Origin of the sequence: Qingrenia yutianensis (assembly GCF_014385105.1) — a bacterium.
Classification (GTDB): Bacteria; Bacillota; Clostridia; order UMGS1810; family UMGS1810; genus Qingrenia; species Qingrenia yutianensis.
Genome location: NZ_JACRTE010000003.1, coordinates 16966 through 36275 on the forward strand (window position 1 = coordinate 16966; position 19310 = coordinate 36275).

Annotated in this window: 16 protein-coding genes; 12 read left to right on the forward strand and 4 right to left on the reverse strand. The window is 44.8% G+C overall.

Going from position 1 to position 19310, the window contains the following annotated elements; translation table 11 throughout:
- Positions 1 to 15 precede the first annotated feature (15 nt).
- Complete coding sequence (locus tag H8706_RS03360) at positions 16 to 996, forward strand: diaminopimelate dehydrogenase (protein ID WP_262431484.1); 981 nt, start codon at positions 16 to 18, stop codon at positions 994 to 996.
- A 94-nt stretch (positions 997 to 1090) separates the two neighbouring features.
- Here H8706_RS03360 and spoVT read toward each other — a convergent pair whose 3' ends face one another.
- Complete coding sequence (gene spoVT / locus H8706_RS03365; protein ID WP_178347935.1) at positions 1091 to 1633, reverse strand: stage V sporulation protein T; 543 nt, start codon at positions 1631 to 1633, stop codon at positions 1091 to 1093.
- A gap of 324 nt (positions 1634 to 1957) precedes the next feature.
- Between spoVT and H8706_RS03370 the strand changes: the two genes are divergently transcribed.
- Complete coding sequence (locus H8706_RS03370; RefSeq protein WP_178347936.1) at positions 1958 to 2638, forward strand: MgtC/SapB family protein; 681 nt, start codon at positions 1958 to 1960, stop codon at positions 2636 to 2638.
- 143 nt (positions 2639 to 2781) lie between these two features.
- On the opposite strand, the gene H8706_RS03375 is transcribed toward H8706_RS03370, so the two are convergent.
- On the reverse strand, positions 2782 to 3642 hold the full coding sequence (locus H8706_RS03375) for an aldose 1-epimerase family protein (RefSeq protein ID WP_262431485.1): 861 nt from the start codon (positions 3640 to 3642) through the stop codon (positions 2782 to 2784).
- 18 nt (positions 3643 to 3660) lie between these two features.
- Entirely contained in the window at positions 3661 to 4755 is a 1095-nt protein-coding gene (locus tag H8706_RS03380) for a substrate-binding domain-containing protein (RefSeq protein ID WP_262431486.1), read from the reverse strand.
- A gap of 176 nt (positions 4756 to 4931) precedes the next feature.
- On the opposite strand from H8706_RS03380, the gene H8706_RS03385 reads away from it, so the two are divergent.
- The 9 genes from H8706_RS03385 to H8706_RS03425 are packed head-to-tail and all read left to right on the forward strand — an operon-like array spanning position 4932 to position 15493.
- Positions 4932 to 5858, forward strand: coding sequence for an amidohydrolase family protein (locus tag H8706_RS03385; protein ID WP_262431487.1), 927 nt, complete (start codon positions 4932 to 4934; stop codon positions 5856 to 5858).
- Complete coding sequence (locus H8706_RS03390) at positions 5794 to 7428, forward strand: FAD-binding protein (RefSeq protein WP_262431488.1); 1635 nt, start codon at positions 5794 to 5796, stop codon at positions 7426 to 7428. The genes H8706_RS03385 and H8706_RS03390 overlap by 65 nt, the downstream gene beginning before the upstream one ends.
- Positions 7425 to 8252, forward strand: coding sequence for a DUF2877 domain-containing protein (locus tag H8706_RS03395; protein ID WP_262431489.1), 828 nt, complete (start codon positions 7425 to 7427; stop codon positions 8250 to 8252). Before H8706_RS03390 ends, H8706_RS03395 begins: the two co-directional genes overlap by 4 nt.
- Positions 8243 to 9787, forward strand: coding sequence for an acyl-CoA synthetase FdrA (fdrA, locus tag H8706_RS03400; protein WP_262431490.1), 1545 nt, complete (start codon positions 8243 to 8245; stop codon positions 9785 to 9787). The genes H8706_RS03395 and fdrA overlap by 10 nt, the downstream gene beginning before the upstream one ends.
- Complete coding sequence (locus tag H8706_RS03405; RefSeq protein WP_178347943.1) at positions 9788 to 11203, forward strand: YlbE family protein; 1416 nt, start codon at positions 9788 to 9790, stop codon at positions 11201 to 11203.
- Positions 11193 to 12353 carry an acetate/propionate family kinase gene (locus tag H8706_RS03410; RefSeq protein ID WP_262431491.1) on the forward strand — a complete coding sequence of 387 codons (1161 nt, stop codon included), beginning with the start codon at positions 11193 to 11195 and terminating at the stop codon, positions 12351 to 12353. Before H8706_RS03405 ends, H8706_RS03410 begins: the two co-directional genes overlap by 11 nt.
- A 4-nt stretch (positions 12354 to 12357) precedes the next feature.
- Positions 12358 to 14013 carry a dihydroxy-acid dehydratase gene (gene ilvD / locus H8706_RS03415; protein ID WP_262431492.1) on the forward strand — a complete coding sequence of 552 codons (1656 nt, stop codon included), beginning with the start codon at positions 12358 to 12360 and terminating at the stop codon, positions 14011 to 14013.
- The gene (locus H8706_RS03420) at positions 14013 to 14678 is read left to right on the forward strand and encodes a bifunctional 4-hydroxy-2-oxoglutarate aldolase/2-dehydro-3-deoxy-phosphogluconate aldolase (protein ID WP_262431493.1); all 666 of its coding nucleotides are present in this window, start codon (positions 14013 to 14015) and stop codon (positions 14676 to 14678) included. The genes ilvD and H8706_RS03420 overlap by 1 nt, the downstream gene beginning before the upstream one ends.
- A complete protein-coding gene (locus H8706_RS03425) occupies positions 14675 to 15493 on the forward strand; it encodes an SDR family NAD(P)-dependent oxidoreductase (RefSeq protein WP_262431494.1) in 819 nt (272 codons plus the stop codon). The genes H8706_RS03420 and H8706_RS03425 overlap by 4 nt, the downstream gene beginning before the upstream one ends.
- A gap of 82 nt (positions 15494 to 15575) precedes the next feature.
- Here the strand turns inward: H8706_RS03425 and H8706_RS03430 are convergent, their stop codons facing one another.
- Positions 15576 to 17261, reverse strand: coding sequence for a DUF5696 domain-containing protein (locus H8706_RS03430; protein ID WP_262431495.1), 1686 nt, complete (start codon positions 17259 to 17261; stop codon positions 15576 to 15578).
- Positions 17262 to 17649: 388 nt separating this feature from the next.
- Between H8706_RS03430 and H8706_RS03435 the strand changes: the two genes are divergently transcribed.
- Positions 17650 to 19305 carry a type 2 periplasmic-binding domain-containing protein gene (locus H8706_RS03435; protein WP_262431496.1) on the forward strand — a complete coding sequence of 552 codons (1656 nt, stop codon included), beginning with the start codon at positions 17650 to 17652 and terminating at the stop codon, positions 19303 to 19305.
- The last annotated feature ends 5 nt before the right edge of the window (positions 19306 to 19310 follow it).

The following is a 19310-nucleotide window of genomic DNA, read 5'->3' on the forward strand; positions in this document are numbered from 1 at the left end:
AAAAAGGAGAATTTTATGAAAATAGGAATTTTAGGCTACGGAAATCTCGGACGCGGTGTTGAATGTGCAATCCGACAAAACCCCGACGCAGTTTTATCTGCTGTGTTTACGCGCAGAAACCCTGCGGACGTTAAAATTTTGACCGAGGGTGTTCCCGTTTTGAGCGTTGACGATGCGGAAAAAATGAAAGACGAGATAGACGTTCTCATAATCTGCGGAGGAAGTGCCACAGATTTGCCCGTGCAGACGCCGAAATACGCGCAGTATTTTAACGTTATCGACAGTTTTGATACCCACGCGAAAATTCCCGAGCATTTTGCAAATGTGGATAATTCCGCGAAAAAAGGCGGAAAAACCGCAATAATTTCGGTCGGCTGGGACCCGGGAATGTTCTCGCTTGCGAGAATGTATGCAAATGCAATTCTCACCGACGGCTGTGATTATACATTCTGGGGAAGAGGTGTAAGCCAGGGACATTCCGACGCAATCCGCAGAATTGACGGCGTTGTTGACGCGCGCCAGTACACCGTCCCCGTTAAAGAGGCGGTTGATGCGGTTCGCGCAGGCGAAAATCCCGCGCTCACAACGCGTCAGAAACACACGCGTGAGTGCTATGTTGTTGCCGAGGACGGCGCAGACCTTGCAAAAATTGAGCGCGAAATTAAAACTATGCCGAATTATTTTACCGATTACGACACAACGGTTTATTTCATTTCCGAGGAGGAACTTAAAGCAAACCACAGTGCAATTCCGCACGGCGGTTCGGTTATACGAAGCGGAAAAACGGGTATGAACGGCGAAAACGGACACGTTATAGAATACAGCTTAAAGCTTGACTCAAATCCCGAATTTACCGCGTCGGTGCTGGTTGCGTACGCGCGCGCCGTTTGCCGTATGAACAAAGAGGGAATGACGGGCTGTAAAACGGTGTTTGATGTTCCGCCGGCATATTTGAGCGCAATGAGCGGTGAGGAATTAAGAAAAAAACTTCTTTAAATTTGTTTGATAAAATTAAAATTTTGATGTGATAAAATTCAAAAAGAGCCGAATTTTGCGCCGTTTTCACGGCTTTGATTTCGGCTCTTTTTTGTCATAATTCCATTTGTTTTGCAAGAAAAAGTGCGGCGGCTTTGGAGATTTTTTCTTCAGCCTCGCTCATTTTTTTGTCCGCGCTGTCTTTCAAAAGAACAACGCTTCCCACAGTGTCGCCCTCCGCGATAATCGGCACCGCAACACCGACACTCAATTTGCTTCCGTCGGTCACAGTGAGATTTTTGTCGTTTTCGCGGCGGTAGATGAACGCGGTTTTTTCTTCAAGCACGCGTTCCATATCCTCGCTCAAACGCTTTTCCTGAAAATCTTTTTTCGCCGCGCCCGATATTGCAATGATGGTGTCCCTGTCGGTGATACACGCAGGGTACCCCGACGTTTTGTAAAGCGTTTCGGCGTATTGCGAGGCGAATTCGCCAAGTTCGCCGATGGGCGAGTATTTTTTGAAAATAACCTCCCCGTCGCGGTCTGTGAAAATCTCTAACGGGTCGCCCTCTCTGATACGCATAGTACGGCGGATTTCCTTGGGTATAACCACCCTTCCGAGGTCGTCTATACGTCTGACAATTCCTGTTGCTTTCATATAAAAAACTCCTTTTAAACATATAAACTTTTAAAAATTTTGTGCCTTTTTATGTGTATTTTTTGTGTTTGCCGATTAAATTTTACAAATTTATTGTTTGCAATAATGGGAGTTTTATGTAAATTTATTTTTGGTATTAAATGGGTTAAAAATTTTTGATAAATTGTTGAAGTTTATATAAAACTGTGCTACAATGAATTATCATAAAAACATCGGCAATGCAAATAAAAATACTGTATAATAAATATAATATAATAAATATAATATAATAAAGTCATATGTGCAGCGAAATTATAAACAGCAAAAAGGAAGGGACGGAGAAAAATGTTTGAACCGATACAAATTGAATATTTGTTAAGACTTTTTGCCGCGGCGGTATGCGGTGCGGTGATAGGATTTGAACGCAAAAACCGCTCAAAAGAGGCGGGAATAAGAACGCACTGCCTTGTTGCAATAGGCGCGGCGCTTATGATGATTGTGTCGAAGTATGCGTTTTTTGACGTTATCAAACCGGGTTTTAAGTATGCCGAGAATATAAAGCTCGACCCGTCGCGTGTTGCGTCGAACATAGCAAACGGCATAGGCTTTTTGGGCGCGGGTATGATTTTTATTCAAAAGCGCACCATAACGGGACTCACCACCGCGGCAGGCATATGGGCAACATCGGGCATAGGTATGGCGATAGGCGGAGGAATGTATTTTATCGGCATTTGTGCAAGCGTCATTGTGCTTTTGATGCAGATTTTTCTTCACCGCGGATATAAATGGCTGGAAATGCCTGTGCACAGAGTTGTCAGCGTCAAAAATGTTGATAAGGACGGATTTAACGAAGATTTTTGCGCCCGATGCGAGAAAATGGGCGTTTCGGTAAGCTTAAGCTCCGCCTCGAAAAATCCGGATGCTGACACGAAAAACTATGTGTATAAAATGGAGCTCTCTCCAAAGGTCGACGAGGAGGAAATTTTAAAACTTATACCGTACGAATGCAGTATTAAGTTCGATTGAGAAAAATTCTCCTAATTGTTGCAATGTTTTTGGTCGGATTTTGTTTGTGATTTGTATGTTTTTAATTTGTGCGTTTTTACATTATTGTATATTTTGCGTTTATGTAGGGGACGATGTTAGCATCGTCCCTTGCTTTTTTCAATTCAGCCGAGTATTTCAGCAAAATGTGTTCTTTCAAAACTCTGAAACGGTTTTATGCAAATAATGCCGTCTTTTTTTGTAATATCGCCGTCAAAGTCTTGTTTTTCCGAAACTCCGCACCAGGGTTCTATGCAGACATATTTTCTTTCGGGGAGCGTCCACAATGCGAGCGACGTATGGCTCGGAAAACCGACGCGTATTTTTCTTTTTCCGTTTTTATGCCCGAATATCACGCTGTCGGAATTTATGTTTTTAAAAATATATGTGCATTTTTCAAATTCTCCGTAATCGAGAAAAAGCACGTTGTCTGTAAGATTTATTTTTTCCGTTTTTCCGTTGAAAAATCCGTCTTGGAGCATACGGCGCGTAAGAGATGTATCGTTTTCAAATTTTACATAATACTCGTCCGCGCCCTCGGGACAGGAATATCCCTCGTGTCCGCCGAATGAAAAATACATATCACCGTTCCCTGTGTTTTTTGCGCAGTATGTAATGTCCAGCCTGTTTTTAAAAAGAGAAAAGGATACGCGAAATTCAAAGTCGAACGGGTATTTCTTTTTTGTATCCTCGTCCGATTTTAGAAGAAAACAAGCTTTGTTTCCGGACAAATTTTCAATTTCAAATTCTTTAAATCTTGCAAATCCGTGAGGCGTCATTTCGTAAACTTTGCCGTCAAAAATATACCGTCCTTTGTTAAGGCTTCCGCAAATCGGGAACAAAACCGGTGCGGTAAATCCCCAAACATTTTTGTCGGCTTGCCACATATATTCCGTTTTTTCACTGCAAAAGCTTAAAAGCTGTGCGCCGAGCGATGAAATTTTTGCGCTTGACGCGCCGTTTTTCAGGGTAACAATGTTATTCAATGTCAAATCTCCTCTAGGCTAATTATTCTTCAAATTCAAATCGTTCAGCAAATCTTTAAGCTCGTTTTTCGATTTTGTATGCGTGAGGGCAAAAATTTTGTTAAGCTTGTATCGGAAAGCCGAGTCGGAAAGATAAAGCTTTTCGGCAAGCGCACTGTATGAAACATCATTTGCAATTCCCTTCAAAATCATTGTGAGCGACGTGTCGGACGAGCCGAAAACCGCGTCAAGACCGATTATTCCCCTGATTTTGCCGTCGTCAAATATGGTATGAGTGCACGGTTCAAAATTGTTTGAAATTATACTGCTGTCATTTTCAAATTTTATATTCAGCGTGCTTTCGCGCACAATTATATCGTAATCCACAAGAATACTTACCGAGCTTACCGACGGGTTATCGGAAAGGTAATAATACGCTTTCCGCGCCTGTGTGCCCATTTCGCGGTATTTCGGCGCGACGCTTGTAACGGCGGGGGTTGTGTTTTCGCATATAAACGAATTTCCGTAGCCTGCCGTAAACACATCTTCGGGAATTTTAATCCCCGCCTTCCGCGCCTTTGACATAAACAAAACGGCAAAATAGTCGTTTGAACATATCACGCCGTTATATGATGAAATATCGCTTAAAAGGCTGTTTACACAGTCCTCCGCATTGGTTTTGCTGTAATATATGTTTTTCTGCGCGTCTTTTTTGTAAAGCGCGGAATATGCCTCTGTAAAGGCGTCTTTTTTCTCGTTGTCAATCGTTGAGTACCTGTTTACGCCGAGGAGTGCAGTGCTGTTTCTGCCTGCCGATTTGAAATATTTCAAAAGGCTTGTAACCGCCGCTTTTCTGTTGGTTTTAATGGTGCTTATACGGCTGTCGACGTCTGCCGTTTCGGTGCCTACAACGATAGGGCGGAGATTGTTTTCAATGCACACGGTAATGCTTTTTTTCAAAAAATGGTTTGTTGTGCCTATTATCGGCACGACGGAGGATTTTGCGAAATTTTTCACATCGTCGGGCGTTACAATTTCGTATTTCTGTCTGCCTATGCCGTCCAGCGTTTCACCGCACCAGCTTGATTTTAAATAGTTTTCCTCCGCGATTATCGGAATTTTTGCATTTTTCACAGTGTGCACCTCCCCGGCATCGGAGGGTATAACCCCGTATGCCTAAACTTGATGAACTATTATACAACATCAAATGCAATTTTGCAATACCCAATTTTAATTTTTTTAAGTCCGCATAAATGAGTATTTCAGACTTTTCGGTTTGTACTTATAATTATATACGGAGGTATTGCGGTATGAAAAAACTTAAAAAAATAGATATGCACGTTCATTGTATAGAGGAAAGAGGTATTCCGAAACTTTCGGGACACTTTTATCCGACGGTTAAAGAGCTTAGAAAAATATATGACAAAATAGGCGTTGAAAAAGGCGTGCTTTTGCCGCCGGGAACCTGTCCCGAATTTACCACCGAGCGCCTTTCGCCAAGAGAGGCGGAGGCGATTGCAAAAAAATATAACGACACGATAGGCTGGTGGTTTCTGGGGCTTGACCCGCGCTTCGGAAGTAACAACGAAAATACCGATTTTTCGCATTACATAAATTATTACAAGGCGCACGGCGCAAAGGGTATCAGCGAGCTTATATCAAACATAAGCCTTGATGACGGAAGGGTGCTTAATCTTTTTAAGCACTGCGAAAAGTGCGGTATGTCGGTTACTCTCCATTTCGGAAAGGAAAGTCACGACTACGGCGTTATTGACGGTTTGCACCTGCCGAAGCTTGAAAAGGTTTTGAAAATGTTTCCCGATTTAAAAATTATCGGTCATTCGGTGCGTTTCTGGTCGGAGCTTGACGCAGACGTGACCGAGGATACAAGGGACAGCTATCCGGCGGGCAAGGTTGAAAAAGAGGGCAGAGTGGGATATTTAATGCGGAAATATAAAAATCTTTACTGCGACTTATCCTCGCTCTCGGGATACCGCGCAATGACGCGCGATAAGGAATATGCCTATAAATTTATGGAGGAGTTTTCCGACCGTATTTTTTACGCTACCGATATACACGACCCCGAAAATATAAATCCCGATAATCCTGCGTATGAAATGTTAAAGCTTTCCGGGTTTTTGGACGAAGCGTGCGAAAACGGCAAAATAAGCTATGACACATATGAAAAAATCTGCCGTAAAAATGCGCTTAAACTGCTCGGAGAATGTGAGGAATGATTTTATGAACATCTCTGACATCATCAAAACCGACGTTCTTGTTTTCGGCGGAGGCATTGCAGGCGTAAAATCCGCATATACCGCGGTAAATAACGGGTGCAGTGCGGTTTTGGTTACCAAAAGCACGGATTGTGCGTCAAACTATATTTTAGGATTTAACGCACCGCTAGGTTTGCGCGACAGTGCGGAGCTTTACGCCGAAGATACCGTAAACGGAGGCGGAGGAATAAACAATATAAGCCTTGTTAAAACGCTTTGCGAAAACGCCGTTTCGGAGATTGAATTTACCGAAAAATCGGGGCTTGAATTTGACCGCTCAAAAGACGGCTACCACCTTTTGAAACCGCTTGGGTGCACTGTTCCGAGGCTTGCGCACATAGAAAACCGAACGGGCAGAATATCGCTTGAAAAATTCTTATCAATGGCAGAGGAAAAGGGCGTAAAAATAATTTCAGACGCTATGCTCTCGGATATTATCGTTGAAAACGGCAGAGCAATCGGCGCGTCGGTGCTCGATTTGAAAAACAGAAAAGAATTTTATGTGTGCGCCAAGTCGGTTGTAATCGCGACGGGCGGAATACATATCGCAGAGGGCAGTACATATCCCGTTTCTATGACGGGCGACGGCTATGCGGCGGCATACCGCGCAGGCGCGTGCCTTACCGATATGGAGTTTATTCAGTTTGAGCCGTGCAGATGTATATATCCCCAAAAACTCGGCATTTCCACAACACTGCTTGCCAAGGGCGGAAAAATAACAAACCGTTACGGCGAGCGGTTCCTCTTAAAATATTATAAATCCGAGGGAGATATACAAAAAGACGTGCTTGCAAAGCTGATATACAAAGAAATAACCGACGGAAAAGGGACGGAGCACGGCGGAGTGTACCTCGACCTTACCGATATTGACGAAACGGAAATCAAAGAAAATCATTCGCTCTATTACAACCGTTTTAAAAATGCGGGAATTGACATTACAGAGCAGAAAATTGAGGTTGCTCCGTGCGCACATTCGTTTATGGGCGGTATTGTGATTGACAGCGAGTGCAAAACCTGTGTTGACGGGCTTTTTGCCGCAGGCGAGGTGACGGGCGGTATCCACGGTGCAAACCGCGTGGGCGGAAACGCAGGCACGGAGGTATACGTTTTCGGTACAACGGCAGGCAAAAGCGCTGCTGAATACGCACAAAACGCTGATTTTGAAAGCTTTGAAGAAAAGGCGCTGCCGCCGAGAAAAAAAGCGCAGAACAAAGAATATTTTGAAAACATAAAAACCAAACTCCGCGCGGTTATGTCGGAGAATATGGGACCTGTGAGAAACGGCGAAAATCTTGAAAAGGCATACAAAACGGTATGCGGTATCGAGGACGAAGTAAAAAGCTTTTCGGCGTTCGGATTTGACGCCGCGGTGAGCAAAAAGGAATGTGAAAATTCTGCACTTGTCTGCAAATGCGCAATATACGGCGCGCTTTTGAGAAAAGAGTCGCGCGGTGTGCATTTCCGCACCGATTACCCCGAAACCAATCCCGAATATAAGAAGAATTTTCTGCACAAAAAGGATTTTATATGAATTTAAAAGTAACGCACATTTGCGAAAACGTCAATAAAATAAACTGGCACATAGGCAGAACGGCAGGAATTTACAAAAACTGTTTTAACGTCATCACCGAGGAAAACGAGCTTGTGACGTTCTTTAAAAAAACAGACCGTTTTTCCACGCGTGCGGTGCTGACGGATTTTTGCTCAAATATGACATTTCTTCAGCTTTCGGATGGTATGAGGGTGACGAGGTTTGAAAAATGCATTCTTGCCGGAAATGTTGTTTTTGATATGGCGTGCCCCGAAATTATAAGCGTAAAGCGCGGAAAAATACAACACGGCGCAGACATTCAAAAAAATATCGGCATTTTGAAAAAAACGCTTGAAATATACGGCAGAAAAAGCCCTGTTTTTGAGGACAAAATTTTGTCGGAAAAGGTAAAATACGGTTTTGAGCTTTTAAAGGAAAACCCTTTGAGCGGATTTTCGGCGCTTATAGGTTTGGGAGCAGGGCTTACTCCGTCGTGTGACGATATTATTTCGGGCATATCCGCATATTTTTATTTAAACGGCATTGGGGAGCGGTTTAACGGTATTCTTGCAAAATATCTTTATGAAAACGGCGATTTTTCCACCGCAGCGGTGAGCAAAAACCTTTTGACTGACGTTGCAAACGGATATATAAACAGCAGTCTTTATAATTTGATATGCGCGGTTGCAAATGATGAAAAAAGCATAGAAAAATGCGCGCTCGATATGATAGATTACGGCAGTACGTCGGGTACGGAAACGTGTTACGGCGTGATTTTGGGATATATATTAAGCAGTAAAAAGGAGCTGAAAGAATGGTTGTAAAAAACTACATTGAAAAGAACCGTTATTACGATTCGGTATTTCTTATGAAAATTGCAGGCAAGCTTGCACAGACCGAAGATATCGACAATGCGTCGATAGGAATGGGAACACCTCTTAACAAGGAAACCATTTGCGACTTGGGGCTTGACACCGAGGAGATGAACACCGCGGGTCCGAACGACCTTATAATTGCCGTAAGGGCAAAGGACGAGGAGGCGTGCAGCAGGGCAAAAGAGAAATTTGCAAAGCTTGTCAGCGAGAGAAATTCGGGCAATATGCAAAATTCGTTCAGAAGCATTGCCGGCGCAAAAAATGCAATTCCCGACGCGAACCTTGCAATAATATCCGTTGCCGGCGAATATGCCGCCGCGGAGGCAAAAAGGGCGCTTATGAATGATATGAACGTTTTTATGTTCAGCGACAATGTTGACATCGGGGACGAGGTTGAACTTAAAAATCTTGCGCTTAAAAAAGGCAAATTTATGATGGGGCCGGGGTGCGGACTTTCGTTTATAAACGGCGCGGCAATCGGTCTTTGCAGTATGGTAAACCGCGGCGATATCGGTCTTGCAGGCGCGTCGGGCAGCGGTATTCAAACCGTTATGGTGCTTGTTCACCGAAACGGGTTCGGAATATCCCACGCAATAGGCACGGGCGGACGCGATATGTCGGACGAGGTGGGCGGTATCACAATGATACAAAGCATTAAGGCACTCGAAAACGACGAGGGCACAAAGGTTATCGCGCTTATCTCAAAACCGCCTGCACATTCCGCGCTTTTAAAGGTTATTGATGTAATCAAAAAGTGCAAAAAGCCTGTTGTGGTGCAGTTTTTGAACGGCGACAACAAAATTCTTGAAGAAAACGGAATTATGTATTCCGAAACCTTTGACGAAACCGCAAAGAAGGTTATGGAGCTTTCGTGCGGACACGTGGTTGAAATGAAAAAGATATTTGACGAAAACATTGACACCGACGCCGAAATATCAAAATTTTCACCGAGGCAAAAATATTTCCGAGCAATACTCTGCGGCGGCTCGCTTGCCGACGAAACGCAGATTTTGTGGAGAAAAAGTGCGGGTGAAATATATTCAAACGTTGCGCTCGATAAAAAATTTATGCTTCCCGACCCGTTTTCAAGCATAAAAAACACGGTTATCGATATCGGCGACGAAACGTTCACAAAAGGCAGGGCGCACGTTGCCATTGACCCGACGGCGAGGGTGAACCGATTTGTAAAAGAGGCGCGCGACCCTGAAACCGCGGTTATATATCTTGATTTTCTTCTCGGCTATGCGCTCCACCCTGACCCTGCGTCGGTTATGTCAAAAGTCATCTGCGAGGAAAAGGAGCGTGCAAAAAAAGAGGGACGGCATCTTACGGTTATTGCAACAATCTGCGGAAGCGACCTTGATCCGCAGAATTTTGACAAGCAGGCTGAAATTTTGAAGGAGTCAGGCGTAATTCTTGCCGATACAAACGTTAAAGCGGTAAATCTTGCAATGAAAATTATTAAAGGGACGGAGGAAAGATAAATGTTAAACGATAAAATAAATGTGATAAACGTCGGAACGGATGTATTTGCAAACGCGGTAAAAGAGCAGGGAATACCTGCCGAACAGCTTAACTGGAAACCCGGCAAAAAGGCGGTTTTGTCCGAAAGGGCGAAAGAAATTCTCGAAAAGGCAATGTATTCTGATTTTAAGGAAAAAATAGATGAGGCAAACGCGAAGGTTAAGAATATTATGGACAACACCGACCCGTACTGGATAGGCGTAAAACCCGCAAAAGAGTGCGTTCCCGGTGTTGAGGACGGAATGATAATACATTCGGGTCCCGACATAGCGTGGGACAGAATGTGCGCAACCCAGCAGCAGGGCGGTATCAACGGCGTGATGTACGAGGGTTATGCAAAAGACGAGGACGAGGCGCGCAGAATGCTTGAAAACGGCACAATAAAATTTGTGTCGGCAAACGACTATCACCTTGTAGGCCCCGGTTCGGGAATTACCACACCGTCAATGGCGGTTAACATTGTGGAGGATAAAAACACGGGATTTAAAGGCTTCTGCCCGCCGTTTGAAGGTCCCAACCGCGGAGGTCTTGCCGGCTGGGGAATTTTAAATGACAGCATAAAAAAACACCTCGACACGGTGCGTGATATAATCGCTCCGGCAATGACAAAGGTGCTTGAGGCAAACGGCGGTATAGCAATGCGCAAAATTTTCACGCGCGGTGTGGAAATGGGCGACGAGCTTCATTCAAGACAGGACGCAACGGGAATTATTGCAACAAACGAGTTTATGAAAATGCTTGTTGACGCGGATATTACCGAGGACGAAAAGAGAAAATGTATCGACCTTTTATACGGCACGGTAAGATTTTTCCATCCGCTCGGTATGGCGTCGGCAATGTCGCTTTTGGAGTCAATCCGCAATGTTGAATATTCAACTGTTGTAACCGCAATGGTAGGCAACGGCGTAGATTATGCGATAAAGGTAAGCGGACTTAATACAAACTGGTATTCCGCGCCGTCGCCCAAGCTTACGGGAGAATACGTTTCGTCCGACGTAAATGATGACGACGTTTTGCCCTGGATAGGCGACAGCTGTATTCTTGAGGCAACGGGACTGGGCGGTTTTGCCGCGGCGGCAGCGCCTGCGGTTATGCGCTCGCTTGATAAAACGCTTTCCGACGGCATTGAGCAAACGCTTGAAATGTCGGAAATCACAGTCGGCGAAAACGCAAATTATCTCATACCTGCGTTAAACTACCGCGGAACACCCACGGGAATTGACATAAGAAAGGTTTTGGACACGGGCATAGAACCCGTTATCCACGGCGGAATGATTTCCAAAACGGGCAAACGCCTTGGTGCAGGCATTGCGCGCGTTCCGCTCAAATGCTTTGAAAAGGCGCTTTTGGCGTTCGGTGATAAATATGGCTTGTAAAATTCTTGTTTTAAATATCGGCAGTACGTCCTTTAAATTCAAATATTTTAATATGGACGACTTAAGCGTGATTGCAAGCGGAAAAATAAATTCCGTGTTTTCAAAAAATGCCGGCTGTAATTTTTTGTCGGGAGATACCGAAAAAAGCACGGTTTTTGACGCGTCGGACGGATACGGCACGTGCCTTGAAATGATAATCGATTTTATAGATAAAAACTGTGCGGACGGCATAAACGGCGTTTCGGCAATCGGCTTTAAAACGGTTATGGCAGGCGGTATCAACTATCCGTGTGTTATAGATGACGCGGTGATTGAAAAAATGCAGGAATACAGTGCGTCCGCGCCTGCGCACAACGCGCCGTATATCGAGGCGGTTAATTCGGTTAAAAAATATTTCCCGAACGTTACCTTGGTTTCGTCGTTTGAAACGGCGTTTCACAACACAATCCCCGATTTCGCGTCGGTGTATCCTATTGACAAGGACATTGCAAAAAAATACGGCATAAGAAAATACGGATTTCACGGCGCGGCGCACAGCTATGCCGCATATAAATTCGGCAGTGAAAAAAATATTGTGTCGGTTCATCTCGGAGGAAGCTCGTCGGTCTGCGCGGTAAAGGGCGGAAAATCGGTTGATGTCAGTATGGGTTTTTCTCCCCAAAGCGGACTTCCCATGAACAACCGCTGCGGAGATATTGACGTTTTTGCGGTGCTTTACCTTATGGAAAAAGAAAATATGAGCATAGACGATGCGCGGAAGTTTTTGTGCACAAGGTGCGGTTTGTACGGTATGAGCGGTATAAGCAACGATTTGCGCGATATAGAAAAGGCAAACGATACCTTGGTTATCGACGCATTTACTTACAGCGTGTCGAAATACATCTGTTCGTATCTTGCCGTTCTGGGGAAAATAGACGTCATAAGCTTTTCTGGCGGAATAGGCGAAAACAGCGTTATTGTGAAAGAAAAAATATGCAGCCGTTTAAAATTTCTCGGCGTTGAGCTTGACAGCGAAAAATTAAAGCATAAACCGGCGGGCGAGCCGTATAAGATTTCGTCGGACAAATCGAAGGTTGAGGTTTACATAACGCCTGTTGACGAGGAACTTATGGTGGCAAAAAATACATATGCTTTTGCGGAAAGAAGGTAAAATGATGTTTGAAAGAAGTAAATGGGAATTCGGTGTGGGAAGCGTTAAGCGCGACGGCATTTTATACGGTATGGGATACACGCGCGACGAGGTGAAAAAGCCGTATATCGCCGTTGTCAATTCGTGGAACGAATACAATCCGGGGCATATTCATTTAAAGGAGATTGCGCAGAGGGTGAAAGACGGTGTGCGCGAGGCAGGCGGACTTCCGTTTGAGCTTTCCACAACCGGTATCTGCGACGGAATGGTTTTAAAAGACCCGAGATATATCGAACTTCCGAGCAGAAATCTTATCGCCGACGAAATAGAGCTTAACGTTGAGGCAAATATGTTTGACGGTATGGTGCTTCTCGGCACCTGCGACTCAATCGTGCCCGGTCAGCTTATGGCGGCGGCACGGCTCAACATTCCGACGGTTTTGGTGACGGGCGGATATATGCCCCTTTGCTTTTACCGCGGGAAAGAAATAGGGCTTTCCGAGGTTTCGGGAACGGTCGGAAAGGTTATGCAGAACAAGGTGAGCCGTGAGGAGTTTGACGATATGGTTTACTGTGCGCACGCAGGTCAGGGCGCGTGCGGTTCAATGACCACCGCAAACAGTATGTGCTGTATTGCCGAGGCGCTGGGTATGACAGTTCCGGGAAACGCTACCGTTAACGCTGCCGACAAACGGCTCGGTGCAATGGCGTTCGAGGCTGGAAAATATGTTATGGAAATGGTGAAAAAGGGCATAACCGCGCGCGATATTATCACCGAAAAGGCGATTGAAAACGCAATAATCACCGACACCGCGATAGCAGGCTCAACAAATCTTTTACTGCACATTCCGGCTATTGCGCACGAGGCAGGAATAGAGCGCGACTGGTGGTCCTTCTTTGATGAAATGTCGCACAAAATTCCGCTTCTTACCGAAATTGCCCCCAACGGAAAATATTATTTCAACGACTTTGAGCGCGCAGGCGGTATGAAAGCGCTGATGAAAACACTTCTTCCGCTTTTAAATTCCGACTGCAAAACGGTTAACGGCAAAACGCTCAAAGAAAACTACTCCGATGCGCCCGTATATGGCACCGACGTTATCCACACGCTTGACGCACCCGTATCGAGCGACGGCGGAATAGCTGTGTTAAAGGGAAATCTTGCACCCGACGGTGCAATTCTCAAAACCGCGGCAGTGCCGAAAAATATGATGCATTTTGAGGGCAGGGCAAAGGTTTTCAGCGAGGTTGACGACGCGATAACGGCTCTCAGACACGGTGAGATAAAGGCAGGCGACGCGGTTGTTATAAACTATCTCGGACCGAAAGGACGTTTCGGAACAACCGCCTTTGCTTTTCAGAAAGAGGTTGCCGGAATGGATATTTACGATAAGGTTGCAATCATCACCGACGGAAGATTTTCGGGCGGTACAAGCGGATTGAGCATTGGTTATGCAGCGCCCGAGGCAGCGATAAAAGGCCCGCTCGCGGTTGTTGAAAACGGCGACAAAATCATAATAGACGTGGAAAAAAGAAAAATGGACATAGACTTATCGGACGAAGAAATTGCAGAAAGGCTCAAAAAGGTTGACTGGAGGCTCCGGGAGGAAAAATTCAAGCCGTTTTTAAGGCTTTTTGCAAGAAATGTTTCGTCAACGGCGAAAGGAGCGGCGTGGCTGTAATGAATGTTTTAAACGAAATTTTAACCAAAAAGCTTGTGGTAATTGCGCGCGCAATACCGCAGGACAAAATCAAAGACTGTGTGAATGCAGTCATAGACGGCGGTGTGAGCCTTATTGAAAGCACATTCTGCCAGTCGGATAAAGACTGTATCGAAAAAAACAAGCTTTGCATCGAAACAATGGTAAAGGCGGCAAACGGCAGAGCAATTATAGGCGCGGGAACGGTTTTAAACACCGAGCAGGTGAGGGCGGCATATGACGCCGGCGCGAAATATATAATTTCGCCCAACACAAACGAGGCGGTGATAAAAGAAACGCTCAAACTCGGTATGATATCAATTCCGGGCGCTATGACACCGACCGAAATCGAACAGGCATATTCATACGGCGCGCATATTGTAAAGCTTTTTCCGGCGGACGATATGGGTGTGCACTACATCAAAAATTTAAAAGCGCCCCTTTCGCATATACCGCTTATGGCGACAGGCGGAGTAAATCCCGGCACCATACCGGAATACTACAATGCAGGCGCGGAGGCGTTCGGCACGGGTATTACAATTTTAAAACCCGACTGCGTTGCAAGCGGAAATTTTGCGGAAATAACAAGACTTGCAAGGGCGCACGTTGATGTAATAAAAAAACTTATTGGAGATGAAAACAAATGATGACGGACAAACCTGTTGTTTTTGTGACGGGCGCGGCAAGAAATATAGGTCTTGCCGTTGCAAAAAAATTTGCAAAAGAGGGATATAACGTTTGCCTCACAAGCAGAAGCGAAAAATCCGCAGACTTGGCGGCACGGGAAATTATGAGCGAATATCCGGGCGTTACGGCAAAGGGATATGCAATGCTTACAAACGACGTAAACCAAATACGCGAAACATTTAGAAAAGTGAGGGAAGATTTCGGCAGAGTGGACGCGCTTGTGTCCAACGCCGCCGACCCGGGATATAATCAGAGCATACTTTCGACCACTCCCGAGCAGTTTGACTATGTGATGAGCAGTAATGCAAAAGGATATTTTTTCTGCTGTCAGGAGGCGGCGAAGCTCATGATTGAAAACGGCACGCACGGAAGTATCGTGCTTGTCGGCTCTGTTCACAGCAAACGTGCGCTCCCGAACAGAATAGTTTACGCGTCGTCCAAGGGCGCGATTGACGTTATGAACCGAAATATGTGCTATGAACTCGGCAAATACGGTATCAGGAGCAATCTTTTGGTTGTCGGCGCGGTGTATAACGACAGATGGTCGTGCTATACTCCCGAGGATTATGAGAAAAAACGCGCAAACTGGCCTCTCGGTATGGAGTCGTATCCCGAGGATATTGCAAACGCCGTGTATTTTTTAAGCTCCGACAGTGCAAAAACCATAAGCGGAAGCGAACTTACCGTTGATTCGGGTGTTATGTCGGTGCTTTTGAGCTACAACAAAAACTGGGACGCGGAAAAAGACGAAAGGGAAAAGCTTTTGAAAAAGTAAAACATTAAAATATGAAAAAACAAAATATTTAAAGTTAAAAAACGGTTTTCCCATTTTGAGAAAACCGTTTTTCGCATATTTCTTAATTCTTTCTTTCAATTTTGTATGTTTCGCTGTTATAATCAACCGTTACAGCCGTTCCGTTTGAATATTCCGTTTTGTAAACGCCGTCCGATATTTTTGTGTGATTTTCCATAAATTCATATCTGATGTCCGAAAGCTCCTCGTAATCCTCCCACATTTTCTTTGCCCATTTTGCGGTTTGATTAAGCTGTGCGTCGGTATCGCACAAAAAGTCCTCGTCGCCCATCCAGCGGTTGTCGGCCGCAAAGTTTGCATAGTAGCATATCAGCGGACGTCCGCCCAGCTCGATAAGCTTAAGACGGTTTTTCTCGCCCTTTGCAGGGTAGTTTAACGTAAACGTGCAGGGATTGTAAAGTATAATTCCGTGATACACAAGGTGCCAGAACGGAACAATTTCGTCCGACATAGGTATTTTTTCGTCCTTGCCCATCGCAAAGTTTGAATACATTGCATAGTCGAGATATTCCGCGGCAAAATCATATCCCGACTCGGACGAAAATCCGCCGAAAGTTTCGCGCGCAAGCTTCATAGTTTTGCGGTACCACTCCGCGCCCTCTTTCTTGTTTGTCGGGTGGTTTTTGTCGTAGCATTTTAATATCGGCAAAATGGTGATAACGTCGATATAGTGTATGCCCTCAAAGCCGAGCGCTTTAATTTTTTTCTGATTTTCGGTTTCAAATTTTTCATATTGGCGTCTGGGGCAGATTTTGTACGGTCTGCCGCCCGACCAGCAGTACGGGCGCGCGTGGAGAGAGCCGTCCTTGTTTTTCAAAAGATATTCCTCGTCAAAGCAGTCGGCAATGTGATACGCGGCGGTTGCGTCGTCGTGGCATACAATGCCGTAGCCGTCGGCTTTGACATTGCGGATAAGGTTTTTAAGCTTTTCCTCACCGCCGAGGCGCTCGTCAACGGGGAAAATCTGCGGAAAACGTCCGTCGTGACCGCCGATGTTCCAGCCGACAAGGCAAAATTCCGCGTTTTTAATTCCCTCTTTTTTGAATGATTTTGAAATGTCGCCCACGCGGTCAAAATCGCACGCAACGTGCATTTCCGGCTCGGTTTCGGGTGTCTGGTTTTCAACGGGACTGGGTGCAGGCTTCCAGCCCTGGCGCACGCGCACTTCTATGCTGTCTGCCGCCTTTTTAAGCCTTGCATCCTTTTCTGCCCTTTCTTTAAGGGGCACACAGCCGTTTTTAAGCTTATATTCGCGGTATTTTCTCGCCATTGCGGAGTAACTTCCGTCGTCGAGTCTGTATAGCTCAACGCGTATGTCGTCGTACGGCATATCGCAGTCGATGTAAAACCTCGGATATGTATAATAAACGCCGTTTTTTACGCCGACAACCATACCGAAGTCGTATTGCATACCCGTGATAATTGCCAAAATACCTGTTTTTCCCTCGTTCATACCGTAGCAGGTTACAAATGAAAATTCGTTCACGCTTTCGGTGTCCTCACGCTCTTTAAAAAACGTCTGCGCCGTGCCCGACAAACACATATCGGTTATAAAATATCCCTCGTCACCGGTGTTTTTTACAAAATAATCATACAGAAAATCGACGTATTCGACGTCCTTTGAAAATTTTTCCTTTTCAAGATAAACAACCGTTCTGTCATCTTTTTCGATAATTTTTGCGTCTGCGGTTTTTTCGCCGCCGTCTGCAAGCTTTAATCTCGCTTTCATAAAATCCTCCCGTTAAAAATATTGAATTTTAAATTTATATTGAATATTTGCAAAAGGCAAATTTTCAAACGAATAAAAATATTACACAAAAATATATCAAATTTAAAATGAAAATTATATCGGAAATCAATTTAAGGAAAAAGTAAAATTTTAAGATTATCTATTGCAAACAGAATAAAAATTCTTTTTAAAAACGCATTAAAACCATACTGTATTTATAGCACAAAAATGATGTTATGTCAATAAGCCGACACCCGAAATTCGGCTTAAAACGGCGCTTTTTCGGAATTTTACAGTTTATTTCGGATTTTTAATGTTTACTTCAAAATGCACCGCAGAGTATAATGAATTTGTAACAAGGACAATTTTAAAAAAGGAGGGTGCCGAAATGACGGTCATCAAAAAAGCGGTTTGTATTCTTATGACTGCGACGCTTGCTTTCGGAAGTCTGGCAGGGTGCGGAAAAAATACAAAAGGCGCGGTAAACACAAAATACGAAAAAGACGAAAACCTAAACGAGGTCGGAGCTTTTCCCGTATGCAAAGAAAAAATAACATTAAGAGTGGGTATTCCGAAAAACGAATTTATAACGGATTACGACGACAACACATTTACAAAAAAGCTCGAAGAAATGATGAACTGCGACATTGAGTTTGAATTTCTTCCGTCGTCCGACACAATGCAAAAGGTTGAGCTTATGATGAATTCGGGCGGTGACGAGCTTCCCGACATTATATGCGGTGTAAACTTCACCGACGGCGCGCTGGCAGGCTACGGCGACGCGGGTATGATAATTCCGCTTAACGCGTATTATGAAAACTCGGCATACTACATAAACGACGCGTTTGAAAAGGAAAAAGATTTAAAGAATATGATAACCTTATCCGACGGGAATATGTATTATATCCCCAGCTATGCAAAGGCGCTCCAGAATGAGGTAGGCTGCGCAAGATGCTGGATAAACAAAAAATGGCTTGACAAGCTCGGTTTTAAAATGCCCGAAACCACCGAGGAATTTGAAAATGTTTTAAGGGCGTTTAAAGAAAAAGACCCCAACGGCAACGGCAAGGCGGACGAACTTCCGTTTTCGGGAAACACAAGCCTCGGAAATTTGTCGGGACTTGAATATATCTTCGGTTCGTTTTTGAAATTCACCCCAAAAACAACCTATCTTTATGCAAAGGGCGGAAAAATCAAGGCTGGATATATGCAGGACGAATGGAAGGACGCGGTAAACTACTGCGCAAAGTTATATAAAGAAGGACTTATCAGCGACAGCACGTTTACGCTTGACAGCAACGGCTTTGCTCCTTTGAGAAACAATGCGGGCGTACCTATCGTCGGCGCGTTTGTATCGATGGGCTTAAACTTCAGCGCAGAGGTTAAAGACAGATACGACGACTACGTTCCCCTTCCTCCGCTTAAAGGCGACAAGGGCTATCAGAGCGCCGTTTGGGTTCCCACAATTCCGTCAACAGGGTTTGTTATAACAAAAAACTGTAAATATCCCGAGGCGGCATTCCGTTTGGGCGACCTTATGTGCAGTGAGGAAATCACAATTTCAAACCGCTGGGGCGAAAAGGACGTCGACTGGAAAAAAGCCGATGCAGACGCATATTCGCTCTTTAAAGACGAGGGATATGCACCGACAATCGAGGTTATAAACAACGTGTGGGCGGTGCCGACAAACAAGCACTGGAGCCAAAAAGGCGCGGCATACCGCGACTATGCCGTATCGCTCGGACAGGTTACCTCCAAAAACAACATCAACGAAAGGTTTGTTGCCGAGTCGACAAAAGCATATCTTCCGTATACCGATATGAGCGACGTCAAAAAATTTGTGTACGATATTGACGGCATTGCGGATATAAACGAAATAAACACAAACATAGAGTCGTACGTGAAAGAAATGACAACACTGTTTGTTATCGGCGAGAAAAACGCGGACAAGGAATGGGACAGCTACCTTAAAGAGCTTGACAATATGGGGGCAAATCAACTGCTGGACGAAACGCAGAAAGCGCATGACAGAGCGAACAAGTAAAAATT